Source organism: Haladaptatus caseinilyticus (genome assembly GCF_026248685.1).
Lineage (GTDB): Archaea > Halobacteriota > Halobacteria > Halobacteriales > Haladaptataceae > Haladaptatus > Haladaptatus caseinilyticus.
Genome location: NZ_CP111040.1, coordinates 452,148 through 477,088 on the forward strand (window position 1 = coordinate 452,148; position 24,941 = coordinate 477,088).

Here is a 24,941-nt window from a genome sequence, read left to right on the forward strand (position 1 = left end):
GACGAGCGGTAGTGGATCTCGATACCTCACATTTCGGCCGTCCTCATCGCGGCGACGATAAGACCGTTGTAATGAATAAGGAACCGCGAACGCGATCTCCCACTGCACCACAACGATAATCGAATATTGCAATAATCACTGTCACCGGGTGTAATCCCTACTACGACGTGATCTCGTGTGGTGATACTTGTCGTGAAGCATTTATACCGAGGCGATAGAAAGCGACAGGAGGCAAAAACAATTCTTCGTGTCGAATTCAAAACGTCCCCAACGGGAGTGATGGAGAAGTTCGATACCCACCTGAATGACGTTCGGAGTATCGAACTCGACAATGCCTTTTATGTCGAAGATGGCACCTGGATCGAATCACTCACCGTTTCGTCAACCTCGGATTTCGATCTGGACGACCTCATTACCAAAATCTCCGGCGTTCAACTGTACTATACACGTGATATCCCGACTGGACCGAGTGGAGATACGGTAAGACGACTTACGATCCTCGCCAACGAGTCGTATCCGTTTATTCTCGGATTGATCCTCCGCCGAGAAGCGATTCCAAATCGGATCGTCCTCCAAGATGGAACGTTTGATGTGGTCGTTACTGTCCGGACGTGGGAACATTTCCGATCGCTTGCCGACGAGCTACAGGATGCACTCGGTGGATTCGACCTCAAAAGCATGAACGAGATCGACAATCCGGGTGAGCCACTCGACAGTGGTCGATTGACCGAAGTCCTCATCACGAAGCTTGCGGATAAACAGCTCTCTGTTCTCGAAACAGCGTACAATATGGGATATTTCGAGGTGCCTCGAGAAGTCTCGGCACAAAACCTCGCTGATGAGTTGGATATCTCTCAGTCGACGCTTAGCGAACGGTTGCGGACTGCAGAACGTAACCTCTTGGAACTAATATACGGGCCTCGTGAGTGACACGTGTTGGGAATTTCTCAATCGACAGTACAATAAATACCATTTGAGGTATCGCGTCATCCAAGCTCCCTTCTCATTATATAAATAGCGATGATCATCGATCCACTTCGGGAATATTTTGAATATAATTATCCCTAATGATGGTTTGTAGCATGGTATCACAGGACGATGAGAAACCACGAAAGCGTATGGATGCACGAAAAATCAGTCGTCGCAACTACTTAGCAACGGCTGTCGCTGGCACCGCTGGGCTAACGACCCTCGCTGGATGCAGCAATAGCGGGAAAAACTCCAACGGAGACAGCAAAGCGCAAGACAGAAAACCAAAGGTTCCGGAAGGGGTGTCGAAAACGGTCGAGACGAAGTACTGGCACGATTGGTCGAATATCGACGCAAAGAAACCACCACTCCAGTACACCGCAAAGGCAGGGGCTGCACTCGACCCAATTCCTGTCGAATACTCCAGCGAGGACGACCCATGGATGCGAGAACACGCACTCATGTTCAAGCGGGGTGCCGAGGATATCGGTGTCTCGGTCGAACTCAACGATCGGCCGCTAAACCAACTCTACGCACAGAGCTGGAATACTCCTGGACTTCAGGCAGTCATCTCCATGAGTACGCACGGACCGGACCCCCAGCGCGGACTCGACCCGAACCCACTCCTGATGCGTCGGCACAAGGATAATCCATCGAACTACGACAACTACTACCATCCAAAACTGAACGAAATCCTCAGTAAGCAAAGAGAGATAACCGGCGATACGAAAAAACGCCAGCAGCTCGTTTCCGAGGCACAGCGTATTTTCGCCGAAGATGTCGGTGCTATCATCGGTATTTTCCCTGATGTCATCACCGCCGTCAACCGGAAGAAGTGGAAGGGATACGTGAAGACGCCCGGCAACGGACCGACCGGCGATTCTTTCCAGTGGACCGAAGTCAATCTGCAACCCCAGACGAACGAGAAAACGTACGTCAAGGGCGTCACTACATCGATGAACTCGCTCAACCTTCCGTGGGCGGCCGGGGGCGCTGAAGAAAAGCGCCTCAAATTCATCTACGATGGATTGTTCGATGCAACACCAGACCTCGGCGTCGTCCCTGCTCTTGCGACGAACGCGAAATACACAGACGATACGACGGTCGAAATCGACCTTCGAAAAGGCGTCAAATGGCACGACGGCAAACCGTTCACGGCGGAGGATGTCAAATTCACCGTCGATCTGTACAAGAAACATTCGTCGACGAGTCAGGTGTCGTTCTACGAGCCGATCGAGAGCGTCGAAGTTCTCAGCAGGCACAAGGTACAGTTTTCCCTCAAGTATCCGGATGCCGCCTTCATGACTCAGCGCGTCGTCCGAAGTGTCATAATTCCAAAACACAAATGGGAATCGGTCAACAATCCGGCACAGCACAATCCACAACAGCCCGTCGGAACGGGACCATTCACATTCAAAAGTTGGGACCAAGGATCTCGCTTCGAAGTCGAGAGAAACGATGGCCATTGGATGTTCACGGACGGCTGGCGGAAGAAGCACCTCGGTGAGCAAGCTACGACCGGTCCGGGTATCGAGGGTGTCATCTGGGTCAACGTCGGGAACGTCGATTCGATGCTCGGCGCGCTCCAGCAGGGCAAAATTCACGCCATCGGCGGTACGCTCTCGAACAGTCAAGCGGATCGCGCGGCCGGCGCGGGCAGTATCGAGAAAGTCGTGAGTGAGAACTTCGCACCGCTCGATGCGAAGCTGATGTTCTCCTGTCCGCTCATTCGGGACAAGGAATTCCGCATCGCGTTCGCGAAGGCGGTCGATAAGAAAGGCTTCGTCAAAGACGTGCTCCAAGGTCGGGCAACGATTCCGACCGGCGAAAACCCGATTTCACCGCTCACGCAGTGGAACACTGATGAGACGAAGGATTACGCATACGACGTGGACGGGGCACGAACCATCCTGAAGAAGGCTGGCTACACGTGGGATTCGAATGATAATCTTCAGTTCCCCAACGGGGACGCGTGGAAAGCATTCGTCGAACGTGTTCAAAACGGAAACACACACAAACGCCGGACGGAGCTTGACCAGACCGACTTCTCGTGATTTTTCGGAGATTATATCAAAATGACACCAAAGAAACCATTGGACGGCTTGACGGTCATCGACGCGGCGAGTCTCTACGCCGGGCCACTGTCAGGAATGATACTCGGTGATTTCGGTGCCGAGGTTATCAAAATCGAACATCCCGAGTCAGGGGACGCACTCCGTGAATTCGGTGATTCCACCGACGAACTCTCGTGGAAATGGGTGAACCGCAATAAGAAGAGTGTCCCACTCGACCTCCATACCGACGACGGACAGGACATCTTTACCGACCTTATCTCCGATGCAGACGTCCTCATCGAAAACTTCCGCCCCGGAACGCTCGAACGTTGGAACATCGGATGGGAGACACTTTCGGACATCAACGAGGACCTCGTGATGGTTCGCGTTACCGGGTTCGGGCAGACAGGTCCATATCGGAATCGTCCCGGATTCGGCACGTTGGTGGAAGCGATGAGCGGCTATGCCTATTCGACCGGTCAGGAAACTGGCCCACCGACACTCCCGCCGACCGCGATGGCGGACTCGGTGTGTGCATTTCATTCAGCGTACGCGGTTTTGATGGCCATCTACTGGCGTGACGTTCACGGCGGCACCGGTCAGTACATCGACTCGGCAATCCTCGAGACGATGTTCGGTGTTCTTGGCGATCAAGTCATTGAGCACGAATGGAAGGGCGTCGACCACAAACGGTCAGGGAACCGAAGCAGTCGTACTGCCCCTCGAAACACGTACCGGACGAAGGACGGACGATGGGTGGCCATTTCGGGAAGTTCGCCAAGCATCGCTGAACGGATCTTACGCATCGTGGGGGGCGAGGAGTTAGCCACCGACGAACGGTTCCAAACGATGGAGGGTCGCCTCGAACACGTCGAAGAACTCGATTCGATTATCGGCGCCTGGATGAGCGAGCATACACGTGCGGAAGTCATCGACATCTTCGAAGAATACGAAGCCGCGATCGGCCCGGTCAACAATATGGCAGACATTTTTGATGATGAGCATTTCGACGACCGGGATGCCATCATCTATGTCGAAGACGACAACCGGGATGAAGAAATCGCGATGCGGGGCGTCTTCCCGAAACTGTCGGCGACACCGGGTTCGGTCGACCACCCCGGTCCAGAGCTGGGATCACATGCACTCGAAGTAATCACAAACCTCACCGATAGAACGCCCAAAGAGGTTCACCGACTCGCCTCTCGAGGGGTTACGAATATCGGAGGTGAACAGGATGGCTGAACATCTCCGACGCTCGTTTCTCTACACGCCCGCGGATGACCTCGAAATGATGGAGAAGGCAGTAGGACTCGATACTGCCGACGCTGTGATCTTCGACCTCGAAGACGCAATCCCGGACGCTGCCGTCGCTGACGCCCGCGAGAACATCGCATCAGCTCTTCATGGGCGCTCGGTCGATCGAACGGAAGTCTGCGTTCGAATCAACGGGCTGCAAACACCACACTGGGAGTCCGATCTCCGGGCGGCAACCGCTGCTGGCGTCGACACCGTTATTCTACCGATGGTCGAGCGACCCGCACAGCTCGATCAGGCAATCGAGGTCGCCGACGCTGCCGACGGTGAGATCCCGGAGTTCATCGTCACGATCGAGACGCCAAAGGGGCTATTCGCGGTTGACGAAATCGCCATCCATGGTGGTTCGTCATCCCACGTCACCGGCTTGTCGTACGGGTTCGGTGATTATACACGAGCGATCGGAGCAACCGGAAAACCGGCGCGAATACACGACTTTCTCAGTGAACTCATCGTTAGTGCGGCGGCGGTCGGCGGTCTCGACCCGATTGCGACCGTTTATCAGGATTTCACCGACACTGCGGGGCTTCGTGACCAAGCAACCGAATGTCGGGAGATCGGCTACATCGGACAGAAGGCGATTCATCCGGCTCAAATCGAGGTGATCAATGAGATGTACACACCAACCCCAGAGGAGGTCGAGAAAGCGAAACGCTTCGTCGATACCTTCGACAGTGCGGACCGCGACTCGCTCGTCGTCGACGGTGTCTTTCTCGACACGGCGATCGTTGACCAGTACAGAACCGTTCTCAGCAGACACGAGGAGGTGGCAGAATGAGCGATTTCCGGAGGTTCCTCGTGAAACGATTCGCGATCGCCGCAGCGCTAACGCTAATTGCGGTTTCGATCATTTTCGTCGTCCTGCGCATGCTACCCGGTAGTCCCTTTGAGGCACTCATCACTGCCGGGAATCTCAGCGAGGAGCAGGTCAACGAGATCATGGGAATATATGGATTGAACAAACCGCTGTGGCAACAGTATCTCAGCTACCTCAAGAGTATTCTGACGTTCCAGTTCGGCTACTCCATCCTTCGGAGTCGTCCTGTCTGGGAGGTACTCGAGCCAAAGCTCGTCAACACGCTCGTCCTGCTCGTTCCGGCGCTCGTTACGACGGCAATCTTGAGCTCCCTGCTTGGGATGTACGTCGGGTGGAATCGCGGCGGAAAACTGGAGAAGGCCAGTATTATCGTGACGACATTCCTCCGATCGACGCCGGTGTTCATCACGGCCATTATCTTCGTGATACTCTTCTCGTACACCTTCGGGCTCGTCCCGGCGTTCGGGATGCGGGAAGTGACTGCATCACCGACGGGATATCTCGATACGTATCTATCAACTGACTTCCTACACCACTATATCCTCCCGTTCTCGGTCGCCGTACTGTACTACAGCGGTGATTTCTTGCTACTCGCCCGTAACGGAGTGGTCGAAAAGAAGGGTTCCGAGTTCCTCAAACTCCACCGGGCGAAAGGACTCTCCGAGTTCGAACAGCTAGCCCGGGCCGGTCGGAACTCGATGCTCCCCATTTTGACGTACTTCGCGCTTCGACTTGGGATGATCTTCCAGGGACTCATCCTCCTGGAAGTCGTCTTCGCCTGGCCTGGCATCGGTCGTGCACTCGTCCTCGCGATTCAACAGCAGGACTACCCGCTCGTACAAGCAGCCGTGTTCATCATGGCACTTGCGGTGATCATCGCAAATCTGCTCGCAGACGTTCTGTATGCGTACTTTGATCCGACTGTCTCCACGAGTGGCGGTGGTGCCGCATGAGCACTGACACGACGAATGGTGCCGTTATCTTCGAGCGAATCGACACGTGGCGAACGATCCTGAAAGACCAGTTCGACTTTATCCGACGGGACAATCTCGCGCTCGTCGGAGTTATCATCGTCGCCACGTTCGTCTTTCTGGGTCTTTTCGGGCCGATGCTTGCCCCCCACAACCCCATTGAACACGATATGAAGACGGAAGAGGGAAGCATTATGCGACTCTCATCGCCGAACGCGAAGGCACCGCTTGGGACGACGGCGTACGGAAAGGACATCCTTAGTCAGTTCCTCGCCGGCGCTCGCCCGACGTTGATCGTCGGCCTGTTCGGTGGACTGGGAACGGGAGCTATCGGATTTCTCGTCGGCCTCGTCAGTGGCTACTATGGTGGTGGGGTTGACGAAGTGCTGATGCGACTGACTGACCTGACGTTTTCGCTGCCGTTCATGCCGATGGCCCTGCTGCTGTTAACGTTCGTTACACCGAACATCTGGCTCATCACGCTCATAATCGCGGGCTTCCTCTGGAAAATGCCGGCTCGCGTTGTCCGGTCGGAGGTACTCTCGGTGCGAGAGCGAACCTTCGTGAAGTCCGCACGAGCTAGCGGTGCCAGCAACTTGCGGACGATGTTCTTCCACGTTGCGCCGAACGTCCTGCCGATCGGCTTTCTTTACACGGCGTACGGAGTCGCATGGTCGATCGCTGCCCAAGCGAGCCTCGCGTTCCTTGGATTCGGCGATCCCACAATGACGAGCTGGGGGCGAATGCTTCGGATGGTGTTTGACTCAGGTAACATCCGCATCGCGTGGTGGTGGGTGTTCCCGCCAGCGTTGGGCATTGCCGCTATTACGACCTCGGTGTTCCTCATCGGTCGCGCCTATGAGGAAGTCATCAATCCAGAAATCGAAATCGAATCATGACACTACTCGACGTTCAAGACCTCAAAGTCACGTACAGCACGCAAGACGATACTGTTCACGCAGTCAACGGTATCTCGTTCAATATCGACGAAGGCGTCAACTATGGTCTCGCTGGTGAGTCCGGGTCTGGCAAATCAACCGCAGCGGAAGCTATCCTCGGTCTCCTCCCCGACAACGGTCAGGTAGACGCTGGGGAAATTCGATTCAAAGGACGCGACTTGACGACCCTCTCACCACGTGAACGCAGGGATGTCCTTTGGGAAGAGATCGCATATATTCCCCAGAGTGCGATGGACGCCCTCGATCCAGTGATGACGACCGGCGCCCAAATCCAGCAGGCGATACTGAAACATCGGAACGTCTCAAAATCGAAGGCCCGTGACCGCGTTCGAGAACTCTTCGACCTCGTCGGTCTCGACTCGAACCGCATCGACGACTATCCACACGAGTTCTCCGGCGGGATGCGTCAACGTGTGACGATAGCGATGGCACTCGCTCTCGAACCGGACCTCATCATCGCCGACGAACCGACGACCGGTCTGGACGTCATCGTCCAGGACAAGATCATCGACAAAATCCTCGAGATACAAGATAGAATCGATAGCTCGTTGTTACTCATCACACACGAGATCGGGGTAATCGCGGAAACGTGCGATGACCTGTCGATCCTGTACGGTGGCAAGGTGATGGAGCAGGGTAGCGTCGATAACGTCCTCATCAATCCGACGAATCCCTATACGATGGGGCTTAAAAACTCGTTCCCGGAGATCGACGAAACCGACGATCCAGTTTCCATCCCAGGGTCACCACCGAATCTTAACCGAGAACCGTCGGCGTGCGTGTTCAGGGATCGCTGTCCATTCGCGACGGACGAATGTTTCGAATCACATCCGGAATCCGTCGATTTGCCCAATCGGAACCATCGCTCGGCATGTCATCGTGTCCAAGAAGCAGCCAAAATGCGGCGAGATGCGACGATGCCGGAAACGTGGGGAATCAACGACGAGGACGCCACCGACGCCGAGGTCGGGAAAACGATTCTTGAGACGCATGGTCTCGAGCGGTGGTACTCACAGAGTCAGTCGTTCGTGAGTAAATTCCGAGGTGAAGACCCGAACTACGTGCGCGCTGTCGACGGTGTTTCCTTGTCGGTTCGGCGCTCGGAAGTTCTCGGTATCGCCGGTGAAAGTGGATGTGGAAAATCGACGCTGGGCGAAACCATCGCGTTACTCGAAGAACCGACCGGTGGTGAGATCGTTTTCGATGGTGAGTCACACGACTATTACCAGGACGGAAATATGAAGGAATTTCGGCGAAAGGTACAGATCATCTTCCAAGATCCGTTTGACTCGCTCAATCCGCGACAGACCGTCCGACAACTCGTCGGAGAGCCGTTGACGATTCACGACTACCGGACTGATGAGCGTGAGGTCGCTATCATCGAAACGCTCGAAAAGGTCGGTTTGACTCCCCCGAAGAAGTTCCTTGATCAGTATCCACACGAGTTATCGGGAGGGCAACGACAGCGTGTCGCCATCGCCCGGGCACTCGTCCTTGATCCGGATTTCCTCATCTGCGACGAACCCGCGTCGATGCTCGATGTGTCTCTGAAGGTGAACCTTCTCAATCTTCTGCGTGGACTCGCCGATACGGAAAATCTCGGCATCATCTACATCTCACACGACCTCGCGAGTCTCTTGCAGGTTTCGAACCGATTGGCGATCATGTACCTTGGCCGCGTCATCGAAACGGGTGATGTCGATCGCATCGCTAGCCAACCACGGCATCCCTACACCTACTCGCTCCTGTCGGCGACGCCGGAGAAGGATCCCTCGATCGACCGCGATAGAATCCATCTCGAAGGCGAACCACCGGACCCGGTGAACCTTCCGTCGGGCTGTACTTTTGCGCCACGTTGCCCGAAAGCGAAAGAGGAGTGCCGACAGGGCGAACCAAAGCTTCCTGAAGCGGCCGGAAATGGGCACAAGGCGGCCTGTTACTTCCCGAAGGGAGAGGACGAAACCATCACTCCCGAGCACCAGGCACCTGAACAGGGAGAATCGAGTAGCGACTGACTATCGCACCTCTTGTACAAAACCTCCTCACGCACTCGCAGTGGTGATTTCGAGTGAGGGAAACACGCATCGATGACACTGGAGGGGCAAACGGTCAAAACGTAGATAAGGTAGGAAGGCGATTATTTCCACATGGCAAGTCTAAGTAGTGAAGACGAAGGAAAGTTTCTCATGGATGCTGAAGGCGAACAGTTGGGAATCGTGAGTGAGGTCAAAGGAGACACCGCGTTCGTCGATCCGGACCCAAGCATCCCCGAAGCCTGGCTGGAGGTCCTTGGTTGGAGTAGTGCGGATGAAGACCACCTTTCCGTTCCAGCCGATTCGATCGAAACTGTAACGGATAAGGAAGTGCGGCTTCGAGATGATTTGTGAATTCTTCGACTGAATACAAAGTCCAGTGAGAAACGAAACCGGAACTAATGCACTTGTGGGCGGATGTCGGTAGGGTTAGATGGAAATCCTCCGAGCTCATCGACTCTCTGTTTTAGCTCGGTAATGTGGTAAGCTACTGGTTGGCTAGTCGCTCGCCGTCGTCGGCCGATACGACCGACTGATTCGCTTCCAATGACCTCCGTTGAATCGATAGTACGTTACAAGCGCAGGAATGCCGGTTTCGACGACCAACGTGAGGGACAGTGCAACGAGACCGACGGAGGTCGTTGCACCGAGATAGGCGACGGGTAGCGCGAAGAAATACAATCCCAACGTCTGTCCATAAAACGGCCATCGTGTGTCGCCACCCGCACGGAGTGGCCCCGTTGCACTACCGATCACGCCATAGAAAACGACGCTCACACACGTCGCGTAGATTAAATTCTTCACAATCGGAAGGACGTCAGGATCGCTGACGAACACCTGACTGATGGGGTGTGAGAAGAAGGCAACAACGATTGCAATAAGGACGTAGACAGACACTGTAAATCGGAATACGTCCCTCGCATAGCCCTCGGCTTTCCGTTCAGCACCGGTTCCAAGTGCCTGACCGACAAGGCTGCTCGAAGCGAGACTCAATCCCCAGCCGGGTGTGTCCATTAGCGCTCGAATTCGAAGCGCGATAACGAATGCAGCGACAACGTTCGGTCCGAAGAGACCGACAATAGCGATTAAGGGGAGCTGGCCGCCAGTTCGAGCGAGGTTCGTAAGCACAAGCGGAGTTCCAATCTCTGTGATTTGGTGCATGAGTGATTGATCGATAAACGTGCCATCGAGAGTGATCGTCACAGGGAACGCACCGATCAGAGGGAGCGGTCCGACTACGAACCCCCATGCGAAAAGAATCGTCACGATAGCCGTGCTGACGACCGTTCCGATGGCCGCACCAAGGACTCCGAAGCCAAGACCGAAGATAAGAACGGCATTGATGCCGATGTTCACCACCGCGCCACCAGCACGGAGAAGCATGGGAATCCGTGCGTTATCGGCACCGACCAGTGTTCGACTTCCGATCAAGTTCGCTGCTGCGAAAGGTATCCCAAGCGCAACGACTTGGAGATAGGTCGTTCCATATTCGATCGCGAGGCTGTCGGAACCAACGAGTGAAATCAGGAAGTGGGGGAACAACCAAAGAACGAGCGTCAACGGTATCGTTACAGCGACCGCTAAAAACGTGCTCGTTTTGACGATGCGGCCGAGTTCGTCGTATCGGTTCGTACTGAACCGCTGTGAGATAAGCCCGATTGCGCCGTCCGCAATTCCACCACCAAACGAAAACGCGAGGCCCCAAAACGGCGATGCAAACCCGATACCTGCGATTGCCGCCGGGCCAACCGCCAACCCGACCATCGCAATATCCGCTGCCGATTTCGACATCCGGGCAACACCGGTGATGATTCGTGGCCATGCAAGTCGAGTGGTTTGGTAGACCCGATGCTCATCGATCAGGTTCAGCGCAACCAATAGATGGCCAACCTGAAGGAGCACACCTCTCACGGGATTATATGATTTGAGCTCCACAGAATCTACTGCGATATATGGTAGTTACGTATAAATTCCTTGCGGAGCATTGAGAAAAAATCTAATAAATGTTCGTGATTGAGACGAGCTACCAACGATCATATGACTCATGAGAGTTGCATATAATTCTGAGAGTTTTCGATCACTCATCGCGGCCTTTCAACCACTGATCGAGGAGTTCTCGTAACGCTGCATCGCGATTTTCCCGATGATTGGCGAACGCAATGTCATCGACCCGTTCGAGTTCCTCGGATGTGAGTTCGAGCGTCACCGACTCCATGTCGAGAAAATCCTGATTCATCGTAAAACAACACGAGGACCAGTCACAAATAAATTCGTCAGACGTCTGTCGGCTTACGGTCCTGCATTCGATGTTTTCACAAGCAGATCGGCTGTTGTTGTCGATGCTCTCTCTCTCGGGGTCGTCATCGTATGCCCTACCGATTGTAGTTGTGTATTTTCGAAGCATGTTTATGCGTGTACTTAACGCACAACCCGCGAGACTCCTGTTTTGTCATGGATTACCAGTGTATCGACTGCTCGAGTGAGATATGCATCACCGGGGGTTTCAAAGGAGGCTCCTGAACAGAGAGAACACTATTCATGTTCCTCACTATCTATGTTTAGAAGATACGTAGCATGACAGGTCGGGGGGCGATCTGAAGCCCTCCAGATAAACCCGACGTTCACCCCGACCGGCAGTATTATTCGCGCTTACGGTACAATAATAATTTTTGACGCTCGCTGACAAATAAGATCACAATTTTCCTATCACCGCCGTAAATCTGACCTGTTTCGTAGTCGGTTCCTGTGGTCTGACCAAACCGTCTCATATACCGCGAGCCCGACAAGCAAGGCGGTGAGAAGTGCGAGTGCCGCAAGGGACGGAATCCGAATGACCACCGGAGTCAATGCAACCGCTACGATGCCAACGGCGAGTCGGAGATAACTGACCGTGCGGTGGTCGCGGAATCGGAACGCATTGTGGCCGAACAGATAGAGTCCACACCCACCACAAAACGACACGGCTGGTATCACCTCAAGGGGGTGACCAACGTGGGCAATGGTTTGCTCGATACCGACGGCGATGAAGATAATACTCCCGACGATGAGCAGATGGATGTAGCTATAGGAATCACGCGCTAATACCGTTTGTTCAGTTCCTGCTTCCCTACTGAGGCGATTTTCGGCGGCGAGAACGATGTAATCGAAGTAGAGCCACCACAACGCGATGACGAGGATGATCCCAAGCAGCGCGGCTCCGACGACTGTCGGCGTCAGGGTTGTTCCCTCCGCACCGATACCGATAGCAACGAGTGACTCTCCGAGCGCGATGATCATAATGAGACGATGGCGCTCGACGAAATGTGCGACATGGACATGAAAGCCCTCGACACCACGGACGAACACGATACCATAATCGATGACGATGGCGAGGAGCCACAGAGCGCTTTGAATCGTGCCGTCGAAGAATCCAGCGACGACGAGAAGCAGGGGACCGCCGAGAAACCCCGGTGCGACTCGACGGACTGCAGTATAGGTTTCTGATGGTCCAACGACCATATAGAGGACGATATGCAGCAGTCTGACGATGAAGTACGCGAGCCCGAACAGGATCGCATTTTCGCCGAATGCGTCGGGCACCGCCAGTGCGACGATGAGCATCGCTGCCATCGCAGTTAGGACAACTATGCGAGCGAGCATCACCTCCTCGGCGTTAACCTCCCCGGTTAGCCACGAATAACATACCCATGCCCACCACAGAACACCCAACAGTGCGGCACCTTGTGCGAGTCCACCCCACGTGAGGTGATGGATGAGAAAGCTCGATACTTGCGTGAATGCGAAAACGAACACGAGGTCGAAGAACAGTTCGAGCGGAGTCACGGACTGTTCTTGGTCTCCTGCGTCTGTCGGTTTATCTTCCGGTGAATCGATTGAACTCATGATCTACTACTGGAAATGGGTACTGTCCGACTTAAAGCTGAGACGGCAGGTAATTCGGTTTGGGTATCAACATACGTTCGAACTGAGCCACGAGGCTCCGATGATTACCATGCGGTCGGAGGACGGACCGCCGATGGCCTCGAATCGAGGTGAATCTATCGTATAGAAAACTTCAATCATATACAAAAATATATAAATGTATTCTTTCTTTTGTCGATATATTTATTATTATTTGAATTGATTATGGTTTGCAGTAATGAATTTACAAGCAAAGCGCCGCACGCTTCTCAAAGGAATCGCAGCGACGACGGTCGGCCTCGCAGCAACGACATCAGGAAACGCAGCCGAGGAAGAAACGTATCTCGTAACAACGGGAAGTGACAAGGTCGCTCAGAAACTCGAGCGAAAGGGCTATATCGTTCAGAACGAGATTCCCGCCGCGAACCTTCTCATCGTCCGCGGGCCATCGAGCGAGACACAAAGTATTCAAGATATCTCGGGCGTCCGCGAAGCCGCACCGGATCTCGCATACGAAATCGGGTCATCACCGGTCGATTCGATGGCTCCATCGGTCGATGCGCAATACACCGATCTACAGTGGGACAAGCAGCTCACGGATGCCTTCGCCGCACACGACTTCGCAACCGGAGCAGGAACCCGTGTTGCGGTCGTCGATACGGGAGTCGATCACACACATCCCGACCTTTCTGCCAACGTAAACACTGATTTGGGACGGTCGGTGATCGACGGCGAGTTCGGTCCCGACGCCAGCCCAGTCCACCCACATGGAACACACGTTGCAGGGATAGCCGCGGCAACTGGGGCACAGGGTGTAGTTGGAATGGCTCCAGATGCCGAACTCGTTCCACTTCGTGTCTTCCCAAAGGAAGGTCCGGTCATTGAACGTATTAGCGACTGCTTGCTGGCAATCGATTATGCTGCACAGATTGGGGCCGACGTAGTCAACATGAGTCTCGGTTGGGAACCACGTCCGCCACGGGAAAATCAAACGGCACAGGGTGTCCGACGCGTTATCTGTGACAGAGTCATCAAAAGCGTCCGTCGTCGTGGAACGACAGTCGTCGTCTCTGGCGGTAACGAAGAGACCGATCTTCAACATGGCGGTTACCGCGATATGTGGACGAGTCTCGAGAGTACACTCGGTGTGAGCGCGACAGCTCCGAATGATGAGCTCGCGTTTTATTCGAACTACGGCCTCGGCGATATTGACGTCGGAGCACCTGGTGGTGGGTATGAAACCATCGAGAAGACGCTATCGAACGATACAGAATGGCCAAATCCGACGAACCGTATCCTGTCGACGGTGCCGAACGATTCGTATGCCTACTACATCGGCACTTCGATGGCGTCGCCACAGGTTGCGGGATTAGTGAGTCTCGTTCGAGAACTGTCCCCCACCCTAAAACCGAACCGGATCGAGGGAGTCATCAAACGAAACGCCGAAGGAAGTAACGGCCGAAGTGATCCTGAACTCGGTGCTGGCCGAATCAACGCGTTGCAGACAGTCGAATCCCTTCTGAAGTAGAACGGGATTCGATAGGCGGACCAGGTTGGGTAGCTTGAGATCGAATCGGAGAGTAATAGCCCCACGGCCCGCCAAATATACATTGTTACTTAGAGGTACCGCACATCACCACAATCAGTGCAGACGAGACGATCCCGTTCTTCAAGGAGAATACCGCCACACCGACTGCAATCTCCACAGAGGGTCGTCTCGCCGCTGGTTTTATCGACCAGCTCCTCAAGCGCTCGTTCTAAGTGATCGATCCGAGATCGCTGTTCCTTTACTTGTTGTTTGAGGAGACAGACCTGTGCGAAGAGCCAGGGTTGGTTTTTACTGTTGGATAGTAGCCTCTCCATATCGACTGATTGTTCCCCCTCCATATCCACAATCAGTTGGACAGCTAATTACTAATAGGTACGTGAGCCCCGGATGCTACCGAACGTCTGAACACTATTACGTCACTCTGTATTCTTTTTGTTCGAATTACAGGGAGAAAGTTATACAGAAAAGGTCGTGAGTACGATGATACATTGTCATCGGATATTTTAGATCTCATACAACATCAAAGGATACTGTATGAGGAAAATGTCTTATTTATTTTCATTCTGTCTAAATTCATACCATTTCAGGCACCGCATAACAATACCGGAGTCGGCCGTTGAACGAATTGCAAGCGTTACGGGAAGTCTCTCCGACGCCACGCTTCCCGAACGCTTGAACTGACGCCGTGCCCGACGTCATACGCACGAAAATGGTCGTGTCACGTCCCGGCTCGGCCATACGCCCTCCAGGGTTTCCGGGGACGAGAACGGGTTGCTTGTTGGTAGAAGCACCATCGACGCTTCGACTCGTGTCGTCGATGGCGGCCACTCCGTGGCCCCGGTGGTTCGAATCCACCCCCGTTCGTTTATTCGGGGTCATTCGCAGTAACAATCGACAATATCGTTAGTAGAACAGTTACGAGCGCAATCATCGCCAGTTGTAGAATAGACTTGCTTCAGAGTGTTTTCCCAATACAAGTACTATGTGAAATCGATTATTTATTTTGGTAGAAAACACCGATAAGCGGGATAAATGGAGTATCTGAAGGACTTCTAGCTCTGGGTTAGGTGTCGTCGTAGTTCATCGAACAAGGATTCCATTAGCCCTACAAGAGGATCAACAGAAGTCGGGGCATCCACTCGAATCAGCTATCGAATATCGTTCGCTGCAACAAGTTTAAGATGGGCAAGCAAGTGGTCAGCAGTCGCCAAGATCTCTACCGATTCGGAATCTGTATCGTAGTGAATGATTCCAGCATCAACCAACTTTGGAAGGTGCTGGTGGTGAAGCCCCGTGAGGATACGTTCATATTCCTCGTAAGTCGGGGCATCTTTCCAAATGGCAATCTGTTCCGCGAGATCACCGAGTGAAACAGCCCCCACTTTTTGTGAGAGGTAGTGGAGTGTATACCGACGGTGGTCATTTGCAAGAAGGTCAAACATCGTCGTGGGGGGGAGATTAATCGAGTCTGTGCTACCTACCTGTGCATTTGGCGTTTCAGTCTTCATATTGTCTCTAATCCATACTCGGCCTACACCACAGCAGGCGACTCATCAGCGTTTAGCCAACTTCAGCGAGTAGATAATGGTTTGTAGTACTCAATTATAAATTTTCTCAGTTTACTATTTATAAACATGATTTTATAGTTAACAAATGGCGTAAAAATGATGTTGAGACTTATTTTTCGATAAAATCTGGATCGTACGAGGTCTCATCGGTACGAACTTTGGTGATATCGACTGTCCAGTTCGGCACATCGGTGATCGCGGGAGTAATTTCCCAGGAACCTTCGATCGCTGCTCCGTCCGCGAATGACTCTAAGATGAGCGCTTTGAGTTTACTCTCAAATGCTGCTGTTGCTGCACCTGCTTCTTCAAGGTTGTCGGTAGTATCCATTGGAATCGTGGAGACGCAGTGTCAGCGACCTCGCGACCTCCACTGCAACAAGTCGAACTATGAGAACATACGTTCATCGGCCCGAACGGTGTTTAAAGGACGCTCCCAGTAACGTATTACTACGAAGTCCACAAAGCGGCGGAAAATCCCGTTGTTGGCCACGTACCGCTTGTTGATGGTGTTGTTGCACTCATGGGACATCGTCCCATCTTGCTTCCTCCTCGCCTGTGTGTACGCATTCCCCGTTAACACTGTATATCTCTCGTAGAGGATCTACTCGTTACGAGCATCGTCGACCCCATTAACGGTTTCACGAACTGCATCGATCCCTTTCTCGTGTAGTAGATCACCGACAACGACCGTATCAGCGACTGTTGCCATCTCGTATGCCGAATCATAGTCATGGATGCCACCGCCATAGAACAGCGTCGCCGTGGACAGAGCATCCCGTGCCGCCGCAACGATGGCAGGGTCACTAAGCGTACCGGAAGATTCGAGATAGACGATATCCTGTCCGAGAAGTTGTTCGGCAACTTCGGCATATGCAGCGACGTCTACGGCAGTGAGGTCGCAGGTGGCTTGGGTGTACGTGGCGACGGCCGACACAGGATTCAGAACGATATACGCTTCAGGGAAGGTGTGTGTCCAATCGATAGTGTCCGTCGAACGAACCCATTCCATGTGTGCCCCCGTTATCCACGTCGTGTCACCGGCGTTCAACACGAGTGGGATGAGATACCCATCGACAGTAGCGTGGTCTTGGATCGTCGGTCGATAGGTGGGTTCGATATACACCGGAATCTCCGTGGAGGCGAAGACGTCGAGCAGTGGTCGAACTCGTTCTTCGGTAATACCAGTAGTGCCGCCGATAATAATGGCGTCAGTACCTGTCTCGGCGATAGCGGAGTACGCATCCTGCTTGCGGAGTGATTTATCGGGGTCGATCTTGGTGATGTGATTCCATGTCGCCCACCCAGGTGGCATAGCGTTGATAGTGTGATCACAGTCAAACCCTTTACCCTCCTGGACGGGTCACATGAAGATCGGATTGGCCGAAGTGCAATCGGATGAAAGAGAAAGTATCTCCACCCGACTACGAAAAATCATACGTGAAGCACGCGAACGGTTATTGGGTTATTGATTCCATGGCGCATCATCGGGATCGACGATGCGTTCCGTGCGTTCAATACCGTCGATAGCCGCAATATCGTCATCATCCAGATCGATTTTCCGCGCGTCAAAGTTATCCTGCAGATGTTCTTTCGTTGCCGTCTTTGGGATCGCAACGACGTTTTCTTTCTCCGCAAGCCATGCGAGCGAGACTTGATATGGAGTGGCATCGTGCTTCTCCGCGACTGTTTGAATCGCCTCCACCTCGGTCACCGTTCCACGGGCAACCGGTGAGTAAGCGACGAGCCAGTGGTCGTGTTCGCGGGCATATTTCTGCAATTCTTCTTGTTGGAGCAGCGGATGCATCTCCACTTGGTGTGCGAATATCGGCGCGTCGAGGGTGTTGCGTGCCTCGTCGAGTTGGTCCGGCGTGAAATTGCTCACACCAACCCGATCTACGGTCCCGTTGTCGTACAGTTCGTCGAACGCTGGTAACGTGTCCTCGGCTTCGTAGGTGTTTCGCGGCCAATGAACGTACAGCAGATCCAGCTTGTCGACCCCGAGTTTGTCGAGGCTTTCTTCCGTACTCGAAAGCACATCGTCGTACGCGAGGTTATCGTCCCAAACCTTCGTCGCCAGGAATACATCCGTGCGGTCGATGTCTGCCTGTTCGATCCCCTCGCCGACGGGCCTCTCGTTGTCATATTCCTGGGCAGTGTCGATGTGGCGATACCCCATCTCTAGTGCAGTAGCAACGATATCCGTGCAATGGTCGGAGTCGGTGTTGTCGTAGGTACCAAGTCCGATCGGTGGCAGGTCGTCCATACCAAAGCTTGCGTCAGAACACTTGTGAATCATGTGGCCGACTTCATATTAATCAATTAGTAGTGACCGTAACCGTCCTACAGTACCCGATGCGCCTCGGGCTTTTCCTTCCGAATCACTCGGCAAGTCAATCCGAACCCTCACAGACAGTCAGACGTGAATATCCATACCTTCGTAACTTTACTCGTCATTGATGGTTCCAACGGTCGTGGAACCTAGGCATGATCAGGTATGACCGTCTGAAACATCCCACATTCAGACAGCGTGTCCGTATTCACAAGAACATAGATCGACGAATCCACGATGTCGATATTATTTCTTTATATTCTCACCAAAATAATTGTGCCACGAACCCAGCCATATAGATTTCAGAATACGAGCACCCAATCATTTATCCGTATCGCAGTCTGCTACATGATATAGTGCTACCAGCAGATTTTCAGCGATCACAGTCGGAGGATACCGATGATCAGCCGCTTATCGATTGTGATGCGTGTCAGTCTGTCCTCCAACCTGATAGCCAGCAAGCTGTGTCGTTTCTCCTTTTGGACCACCTTCGAATTCCGATTCTCAGCTGTGATGACCATCTTCAGCAGTTCACTTCGATCTGTGAGCTGACCTCCGACGACACAGCGACGCTCCTTCACCACCAACCCGCAGGTGGTATCTCATGCCCTAGCTGTCGTCTCACATCGTACAATTCAGCTCAATCGATTGTCCCTGTCCAAGACGGAGCAATCATGCCGATAGCATGTCCGGAACATCAGTCAATGATCATTCAACGGTTCCAGACCGGTCTCCAGACACACCAACAGCTAACCTCCAGTCTCGATTCGACTACGAGCTATTTCCCGTGAGTTCTATTCTTCCGTCGTGAAGCCAATCCTATCGTGAGTCCCATCACAGAACGGTTTGTTCGCCGACCCACCGCACCGACAAAGTGCCGCCTCATCATGTCGAGTTGATACTCCCTCGCTGTTCCGGAGTTCAAAGGTGCCATCGAGGATAAGCGGCCCGTTTGGCGTCGGCGTCACGATCAACTTCCCATCGGATTGGTCGGCGCTATCTTCACTATCGCTCGGATCTTCGGTATCATCTTCCTCAACTTGCTTGCCTTCGCTACCTTCACCAGCGACTGAGTCTGCTAACTCGTTTCCCGCAGCTTCGAAGACCCGTGCATGACTGTTATCGCAGAGTGGTCCGTTCATCGTATGTCCACAGCGACAGAGACCGATTCGCGTATCCTCTAGAACAACTTCATCATTTGACCGAATCACGATGTCGCCGTGGAGGTACAGTGGCCCATTGACGGTGGCAGTGACGATATTGCTCGACGGAACCGGTTCCGGTGTACCATCGTCGGTTCGCTCGTAGTGAAGCGCTCCCGTCGGACACCGTTCGATTACTCGCGCTACCTCGTCAGCCTCGGCGTTATCGGCATCTACCCAAGGTCGCTGATTCGGGTCAAAGACGCCGGGAAGTCCCTTGACACACTCCCGGACGTGAATACAGCGATTATGGTCATAGCTAACCTCGATGTTCTTCCCGTGGTATTCGTGGAGATCCTCTTCCATGATCATCCTTCGCGAGGCACCGACTTACCAATTGAGACGGGTCGATTGGCACTCACATGAGCGAACCACTACGAGGAGTTGAGTGCCGTCCAATAAGCACCTTTCGCGGTAGTACGACTTCAGTTTTCATCCGGGCTTCTCTCTCGTACCGAAATCCGACTATGTGACCAGATGCGGTTTAACCACGGAGTATGACTTCCGCCAAGTTCGATAACGTGTATCTTGGCCATGAAGAGATAGATCGCCAGCGAGAGAGCGTATACGAGTGGGGTCAGGGTCAGCTGCCACAGAAGGGTCGACGAAAGGTCAATCCCGATCTCTGGACGCCAAACTCTGTTTATTGTCCGGAAGAGACGGATTAATGGAACGTGAAGCAGATATATCCCGAGGGCGTGTTTCCCTACTTTCGGGAGGATCGTGTTTTTCCCCCACTGCGGGTTCGAGAGCACGTATGCAAACAGAGCAAGGACGAAGAATATCGTCGATACAGTGTATTCTGTCATGAATATGTCTTGGCGAAGCACGTGATCACGAATGATGTAGCCGATCGCGTACTGCTCAACGAGTTGAACTCCGGCGAGGAGGCAGGCCGCACCAAAATAGATGTGACTCCGGTTTTCGTTTGGTGTCCAGTTAATCGAGCTGATTTGGTATCCGAGAGCGACGTAGAAGAATCCGAAGAAGAGGGCATCCCGTGTTCGAAACGGAACATTGCCTATTATTTGATAATTTATTCCGATGAGGCCAACGATGTGAACAAGCGCGGCAACGGGCAACAGATAGCGAGTTTTTCCAAACCTGACGAAGCAAGCGACGAAGATAAGGGCGAAGATCAGTGCTGTCAGAAACCATAGTGGTACGGCAAGTGCGCTTCCATAGTATAGGAAATCAATCGTGGAGATGTCGCCGAGACCGCGAGCGATGAGGGCATTCGCTACAGGAACACCTTGGAACAGCGCGAGACCGACTATTGCCGTTATGGAGAGTAGTCTTCCGAACAGATAAATCGATCCCAGCTTCCGAATGGAGCCGCTCACGGTTGAGATGACGTTGTCGACATTCACCGTCTCCGCAAGGAAGTATCCGGATGTTGCGAAAAAGAACGGAACGTCGAACTGACCGATGGTGTCCAATACGAAATATATGTAGTTCCCGTAGGTACCGAAGCCCCGAAATGGTTGAACGTGTGCGATAACAATGAAAAATATAGCGATTGCCCGTAGCGTATCTATGCTGTGAATTCGATCACTCATCGTAATTTCAAAGATCCAGTAAATAGTCGCCTCCTCCTATTTAAGACCCCTACGATTCTAGCAGAAAATCGAACTCAGTCCCGTCTATATAACGTTCAGTGGCCGTCGACTCATATTTCGATAGGGGAAGTGGCGAATATATCCTAAAACGATGGGTATCACAGAGCGTGGTTCGTGAGTCAGGTGCAATTCGGATCCCCAGAGACTTGCCGTGGCTAAGCGAACGGCGTAGCTAATGTAATCGACGATGGATTCGAGCAAACTGGTTGGTATGTCGGATACGATCAGTCAATCACTCGATCCAAAACCGGAGTACGAGGCAATTATTACCGGTCAATCCCATTCATGTCAATATTTCGGCCAAATATGATTAATTTAATGAATGGAAATTAAGGTCAAACGACGATGACAGATAACAACTCACAAGGAGAAACGACGATTCGCGACAACGAGACGGATGGCGGAATCCAGGCTCGTCGACAAGGCGTCAACTATCTGGACGCACAGATCAATATCTTCAAACCATCGACCCCGTTCATGCGTGACCATCTCAAAATCGTCTGGACGATGTTTGTCGCATGGGCAATCATTGTGTTTGGCCCCGTAACGGCGACGTTTTTAGCCCCTGGCGTCATGACGAGCATCACCGTCCTTGGATTCCCACTTCACTACCTTCTGACCGCGATAGGAGCACCCAGTGGTGCACTGATCCTTTCGTTCATGTACGCGCGCAAGCGTGACCAACTGGATCACGAGTACGGCATTGACCACTCCACTAAACAACCCACATCCGATACCGAGACAGTGGTATCCGACGGAGGGGCCGACCAATGATGTCCACCCCACTTCAGTTGCTTCCCGACGCTCTCAACGCCTCATTCAAAATCGTCCCGGCAATCATGGTTTCGGGGATGCTACTGCTGTTCTTGGGCATTGGATATGCGTTCCGCGTGGCCGACACTGAGGATCTGTGGGTTGCTGGTCGCTCGATCGGCAACGTTGAGAACGGGATGGCTATTGGTGCCAACTGGATGTCTGCGGCGTCGTATCTCGGCATGGCCGCGCTCATTGCGTTATCGGGATATTATGGACTCGCCTTCGTCGTCGGGTGGTCGACCGGGTACTTTGTGCTGCTCATTTTCATGGCCGCACAGATGCGCCGATTCGGAAAGTACACTGCACCCGACTTCGTCGGCGACCGCTTTAACTCCGATACGGCACGTGCTATCGGCGCACTGACGACGATTCTCATCGGGTTCGTCTACTCAGTCGGTCAGGCCCGCGGCATGGGGTTGGTCGGGATCTACGTGTTTGGTGGCGACTATGCGACGATGGTCATTCTCATGATGGGGATCACTGTGGGCTATCTCGCACTGTCGGGAATGCTCGGCGCGACGAAGAATATGGCCGTCCAATACGTTATCCTCATCGTGGCGTTTCTGGCCGGACTCTACGCCGTCGGCTACACGCAAGGATATTCGACGTTCCTCCCGCAAATCGAGTACGGTGCGATGTTAGGATCGCTCAACTCGGAGTTCACTGAACCGTTCAGTGGAAGTGGCTACTATCTGTGGATCGCGACGGCGTTCTCGCTTATCGTCGGTACCTGTGGACTTCCACACGTGCTGGTGCGGTTCTACACCGTCGAGAGCGAACGAACTGCCCGCTGGTCCACCGTCTGGGGCCTCTTTTTCATTTGCCTGCTGTACCTGAGCGCCCCCGCGTTTGCGGCGTTCGGAACTGATCTCTACGCGAAGAACGTCGGTCCGGTCTACGGAGCCAACGGGATGAGTGGTGCCGAAGGTGACGTCATCGTCGTTCTCGCATCACAACTCGCGAACCTCCCGACGTGGTTCGTCGGCCTCGTCGCGGCAGGCGGTATCGCTGCTGCGATTGCAACGACTGCTGGACTGTTCATCGCCGCCTCGTCGGCCGCCGCCCACGACATATACACGAATATTGTCAACCCCGACGCGACACAACGTCAACAGCTCATCGTCGGTCGTATCACCATTATCGTCCTCGGTGCCATCGTGACCGTTACTGCACTCGACCCACCAGCCTTGGTCGGCGAACTCGTTGCGCTTGCCTTTTCGCTCGCCGGACTCGTGCTGTTCCCGATGTTCTTCCTCGGTCTTTGGTGGGAGAACGCGAATCGACAAGGCGCCCTCGCTGGGATGACGACCGGACTCATTATTTGGACCGCTGCCGTCTTCAACGAGCTCATCCTCGCAACCGAGGCCGGTCCACTCGTGCCTGCCTACGCCGAGGTATTCCCCGCAGTAGGTGCTGCACTCGCCGGGACGCCCCTCGTGTTCGCGGTTACCATCGGCGTCTCATTGGCCACCGATGAACCGCCGGAACGGATCAAACAAATCGTCCGACAATGTCACAGCCCCGAACCGATGGGGCAACAACAGAGTGCGGAAGACATCGTCGATGCGAAGAGAGGAAACTACCCGGCGGACGACTAACCAATGTACGACCGGATCCTCATACCCACGGATGGGAGCGAAACTGCGGAGCTAGCGGTCGATTCGGCGCTCGAAATCGCCGAAAGGTTTGGGGAGATGGGTGACCTCAAGGCACGAGCGGAAAACGCAACACGGTACGTCGTCGAACAGGGGAAAAAACGCGGTCTTTCCGTCATGGAGCATTTCAGCGCCGGTCAACTGCATCGGAATATCATCGACTTGGCCGAGGGGTACGATATCAACTCGATCGTACCGGAGAGCCACGGTCGCAGCGGTGTTCGGCGCATGCTCCTTGGGAGCGTTACCGAGCGCGTGCTCCGTTCGACCCATCGGTCGGTGTTAGTCGTGGATGACCGGGAGGGGAGATAACGTGCCGTTCGTCAGTACCATCTTCGACCACGTTCGTGAGCATCGACGAGGAATGGTCGTAGACCTCGCGTTCGCCGTCACCTGGGTCGCGGCCGTTACCGCGCTCTTCGACCTGCTTCAGGGGCCGACATGGGCGTATCATCTATCGTTGTTCGCCGGAGTCGTCGGATATTTCGGGTTCTTCATGTCCCTCGAGGCGGCACTCGACGCCGATACGTAACGTTTGGCGTACTTATTTTTGGCAGTTATTCTGTATTGTCAGTTCACGTACTACGGTCGCATCGGATTCCGATCAGCCAACGATACTACAGCACCATATTGGTACTCTACTGACATGATGGTAGAAATGAAAATCCCAAATAAGACAGATGTTTTTATAGAGTACTTATCATGTTATAGCGCCTATCTCTGCCCGATCATGAAAATTGATTGGAGAGCAGTAATCACTGGGTTCCTGACCGCGTTCGTCCTCGGACTACTTGCCGTTTGGTTCGTCCCAATGACAGAGATGTCGGGACTCGTCCAAGCGCTGCCGGGCCTTGTCGGTGGTTTCGTCGCCGGTTACATGGTTGTCGGAGTTGGACGTGGGGCCGTCCACGGTGGCCTCGCGACGGTACTTGGTGGTGTCGTCCTGCTCGTCGTGTGGGCACTGTTCGGGGCCCTGTTTGCCGGTCTCTTCCCGGCCTTTACGGGGCTCGCGCTCGGGCTGTTCGTCCTGATCTTTCAGGCGATTCCCGGTGCCATTGCGGGCGCCATCGGTGGGTGGATGAAAGGACGTCGCGACACGACCCGCGAAACCGTCGGAACCCCTCGCTAAGGGAACAACCGATGGGTCGGTATCAACTTTTCATTGAGAACACATAGACAGCTGGTC

24 protein-coding genes are annotated in these 24,941 nt (G+C 53.7%); 14 read left to right on the forward strand and 10 right to left on the reverse strand.

Features of this window, described 5'->3' with window-relative positions; all coding sequences use genetic code 11:
- Positions 1–279: 279 nt before the first annotated feature.
- From OOF89_RS19255 to OOF89_RS19290, 8 genes are all read left to right on the forward strand, one after another.
- The gene (locus OOF89_RS19255) at positions 280–930 is read left to right on the forward strand and encodes a helix-turn-helix domain-containing protein (protein WP_266081116.1); all 651 of its coding nucleotides are present in this window, start codon (positions 280–282) and stop codon (positions 928–930) included.
- 188 nt (positions 931–1,118) lie between these two features.
- Positions 1,119–3,023: an ABC transporter substrate-binding protein gene (locus OOF89_RS19260; protein WP_266081825.1), complete on the forward strand. Its 1,905-nt coding sequence runs from the start codon at positions 1,119–1,121 to the stop codon at positions 3,021–3,023.
- Between the two features lie 21 nt (positions 3,024–3,044).
- The gene (locus tag OOF89_RS19265) at positions 3,045–4,265 is read left to right on the forward strand and encodes a CaiB/BaiF CoA transferase family protein (protein ID WP_266081118.1); all 1,221 of its coding nucleotides are present in this window, start codon (positions 3,045–3,047) and stop codon (positions 4,263–4,265) included.
- Positions 4,258–5,115: an HpcH/HpaI aldolase/citrate lyase family protein gene (locus OOF89_RS19270; protein WP_266081120.1), complete on the forward strand. Its 858-nt coding sequence runs from the start codon at positions 4,258–4,260 to the stop codon at positions 5,113–5,115. The genes OOF89_RS19265 and OOF89_RS19270 overlap by 8 nt, the downstream gene beginning before the upstream one ends.
- On the forward strand, positions 5,112–6,107 hold the full coding sequence (locus tag OOF89_RS19275) for an ABC transporter permease (protein ID WP_266081122.1): 996 nt from the start codon (positions 5,112–5,114) through the stop codon (positions 6,105–6,107). The genes OOF89_RS19270 and OOF89_RS19275 overlap by 4 nt, the downstream gene beginning before the upstream one ends.
- Positions 6,104–7,024 (forward strand): ABC transporter permease, encoded by a 921-nt coding sequence (locus tag OOF89_RS19280; RefSeq protein ID WP_266081124.1) that lies wholly within the window; start codon positions 6,104–6,106, stop codon positions 7,022–7,024. The genes OOF89_RS19275 and OOF89_RS19280 overlap by 4 nt, the downstream gene beginning before the upstream one ends.
- The gene (locus tag OOF89_RS19285; RefSeq protein ID WP_266081126.1) at positions 7,021–9,099 is read left to right on the forward strand and encodes a dipeptide ABC transporter ATP-binding protein; all 2,079 of its coding nucleotides are present in this window, start codon (positions 7,021–7,023) and stop codon (positions 9,097–9,099) included. Before OOF89_RS19280 ends, OOF89_RS19285 begins: the two co-directional genes overlap by 4 nt.
- A gap of 132 nt (positions 9,100–9,231) precedes the next feature.
- On the forward strand, positions 9,232–9,471 hold the full coding sequence (locus OOF89_RS19290; RefSeq protein ID WP_266081128.1) for a hypothetical protein: 240 nt from the start codon (positions 9,232–9,234) through the stop codon (positions 9,469–9,471).
- 144 nt (positions 9,472–9,615) lie between these two features.
- Here the strand turns inward: OOF89_RS19290 and OOF89_RS19295 are convergent, their stop codons facing one another.
- From OOF89_RS19295 to OOF89_RS19305, 3 genes are all read right to left on the reverse strand, one after another.
- Positions 9,616–11,052: an MATE family efflux transporter gene (locus tag OOF89_RS19295; protein ID WP_266081130.1), complete on the reverse strand. Its 1,437-nt coding sequence runs from the start codon at positions 11,050–11,052 to the stop codon at positions 9,616–9,618.
- Between the two features lie 142 nt (positions 11,053–11,194).
- Complete coding sequence (locus tag OOF89_RS19300; RefSeq protein WP_266081132.1) at positions 11,195–11,353, reverse strand: ribbon-helix-helix protein, CopG family; 159 nt, start codon at positions 11,351–11,353, stop codon at positions 11,195–11,197.
- A gap of 470 nt (positions 11,354–11,823) precedes the next feature.
- Positions 11,824–12,999, reverse strand: a complete 1,176-nt coding sequence (locus OOF89_RS19305; protein WP_266081134.1) for a low temperature requirement protein A — start codon at positions 12,997–12,999, stop codon at positions 11,824–11,826.
- A gap of 256 nt (positions 13,000–13,255) precedes the next feature.
- On the opposite strand from OOF89_RS19305, the gene OOF89_RS19310 reads away from it, so the two are divergent.
- On the forward strand, positions 13,256–14,545 hold the full coding sequence (locus OOF89_RS19310; protein WP_266081136.1) for a S8 family peptidase: 1,290 nt from the start codon (positions 13,256–13,258) through the stop codon (positions 14,543–14,545).
- Positions 14,546–14,634: 89 nt separating this feature from the next.
- On the opposite strand, the gene OOF89_RS19315 is transcribed toward OOF89_RS19310, so the two are convergent.
- The 7 genes from OOF89_RS19315 to OOF89_RS19345 all read right to left on the reverse strand — a co-directional run bounded on the left by OOF89_RS19315 (position 14,635) and on the right by OOF89_RS19345 (position 21,224).
- A complete protein-coding gene (locus OOF89_RS19315) occupies positions 14,635–14,904 on the reverse strand; it encodes a hypothetical protein (RefSeq protein ID WP_266081138.1) in 270 nt (89 codons plus the stop codon).
- Positions 14,905–15,714: 810 nt separating this feature from the next.
- Positions 15,715–16,074, reverse strand: a complete 360-nt coding sequence (locus OOF89_RS19320; RefSeq protein ID WP_266081140.1) for a DUF7344 domain-containing protein — start codon at positions 16,072–16,074, stop codon at positions 15,715–15,717.
- Positions 16,075–16,243: 169 nt separating this feature from the next.
- Positions 16,244–16,462 carry a hypothetical protein gene (locus OOF89_RS19325; protein WP_266081142.1) on the reverse strand — a complete coding sequence of 73 codons (219 nt, stop codon included), beginning with the start codon at positions 16,460–16,462 and terminating at the stop codon, positions 16,244–16,246.
- Positions 16,463–16,735: 273 nt separating this feature from the next.
- Positions 16,736–17,446, reverse strand: a complete 711-nt coding sequence (locus OOF89_RS19330; protein WP_266081144.1) for a phosphoglycerol geranylgeranyltransferase — start codon at positions 17,444–17,446, stop codon at positions 16,736–16,738.
- Between the two features lie 150 nt (positions 17,447–17,596).
- Complete coding sequence (locus OOF89_RS19335) at positions 17,597–18,397, reverse strand: aldo/keto reductase (RefSeq protein ID WP_266081146.1); 801 nt, start codon at positions 18,395–18,397, stop codon at positions 17,597–17,599.
- An 860-nt stretch (positions 18,398–19,257) separates the two neighbouring features.
- Positions 19,258–19,971, reverse strand: a complete 714-nt coding sequence (locus OOF89_RS19340; RefSeq protein WP_266081148.1) for a CDGSH iron-sulfur domain-containing protein — start codon at positions 19,969–19,971, stop codon at positions 19,258–19,260.
- Between the two features lie 119 nt (positions 19,972–20,090).
- Positions 20,091–21,224, reverse strand: coding sequence for an acyltransferase (locus OOF89_RS19345; protein WP_266081150.1), 1,134 nt, complete (start codon positions 21,222–21,224; stop codon positions 20,091–20,093).
- A 405-nt stretch (positions 21,225–21,629) separates the two neighbouring features.
- On the opposite strand from OOF89_RS19345, the gene OOF89_RS19350 reads away from it, so the two are divergent.
- The 5 genes from OOF89_RS19350 to OOF89_RS19370 all read left to right on the forward strand — a co-directional run bounded on the left by OOF89_RS19350 (position 21,630) and on the right by OOF89_RS19370 (position 24,884).
- The gene (locus tag OOF89_RS19350) at positions 21,630–22,058 is read left to right on the forward strand and encodes a DUF4212 domain-containing protein (protein ID WP_266081152.1); all 429 of its coding nucleotides are present in this window, start codon (positions 21,630–21,632) and stop codon (positions 22,056–22,058) included.
- Positions 22,055–23,698, forward strand: a complete 1,644-nt coding sequence (locus tag OOF89_RS19355) for a VC_2705 family sodium/solute symporter (protein ID WP_266081154.1) — start codon at positions 22,055–22,057, stop codon at positions 23,696–23,698. Before OOF89_RS19350 ends, OOF89_RS19355 begins: the two co-directional genes overlap by 4 nt.
- Before the next feature lie 3 nt (positions 23,699–23,701).
- Positions 23,702–24,067 (forward strand): universal stress protein, encoded by a 366-nt coding sequence (locus OOF89_RS19360; RefSeq protein ID WP_266081156.1) that lies wholly within the window; start codon positions 23,702–23,704, stop codon positions 24,065–24,067.
- Between the two features lies 1 nt (position 24,068).
- Positions 24,069–24,287 (forward strand): hypothetical protein, encoded by a 219-nt coding sequence (locus tag OOF89_RS19365; protein ID WP_407661647.1) that lies wholly within the window; start codon positions 24,069–24,071, stop codon positions 24,285–24,287.
- A 198-nt stretch (positions 24,288–24,485) separates the two neighbouring features.
- A complete protein-coding gene (locus OOF89_RS19370; protein WP_266081160.1) occupies positions 24,486–24,884 on the forward strand; it encodes a DUF5518 domain-containing protein in 399 nt (132 codons plus the stop codon).
- Positions 24,885–24,941: the final 57 nt, after the last annotated feature.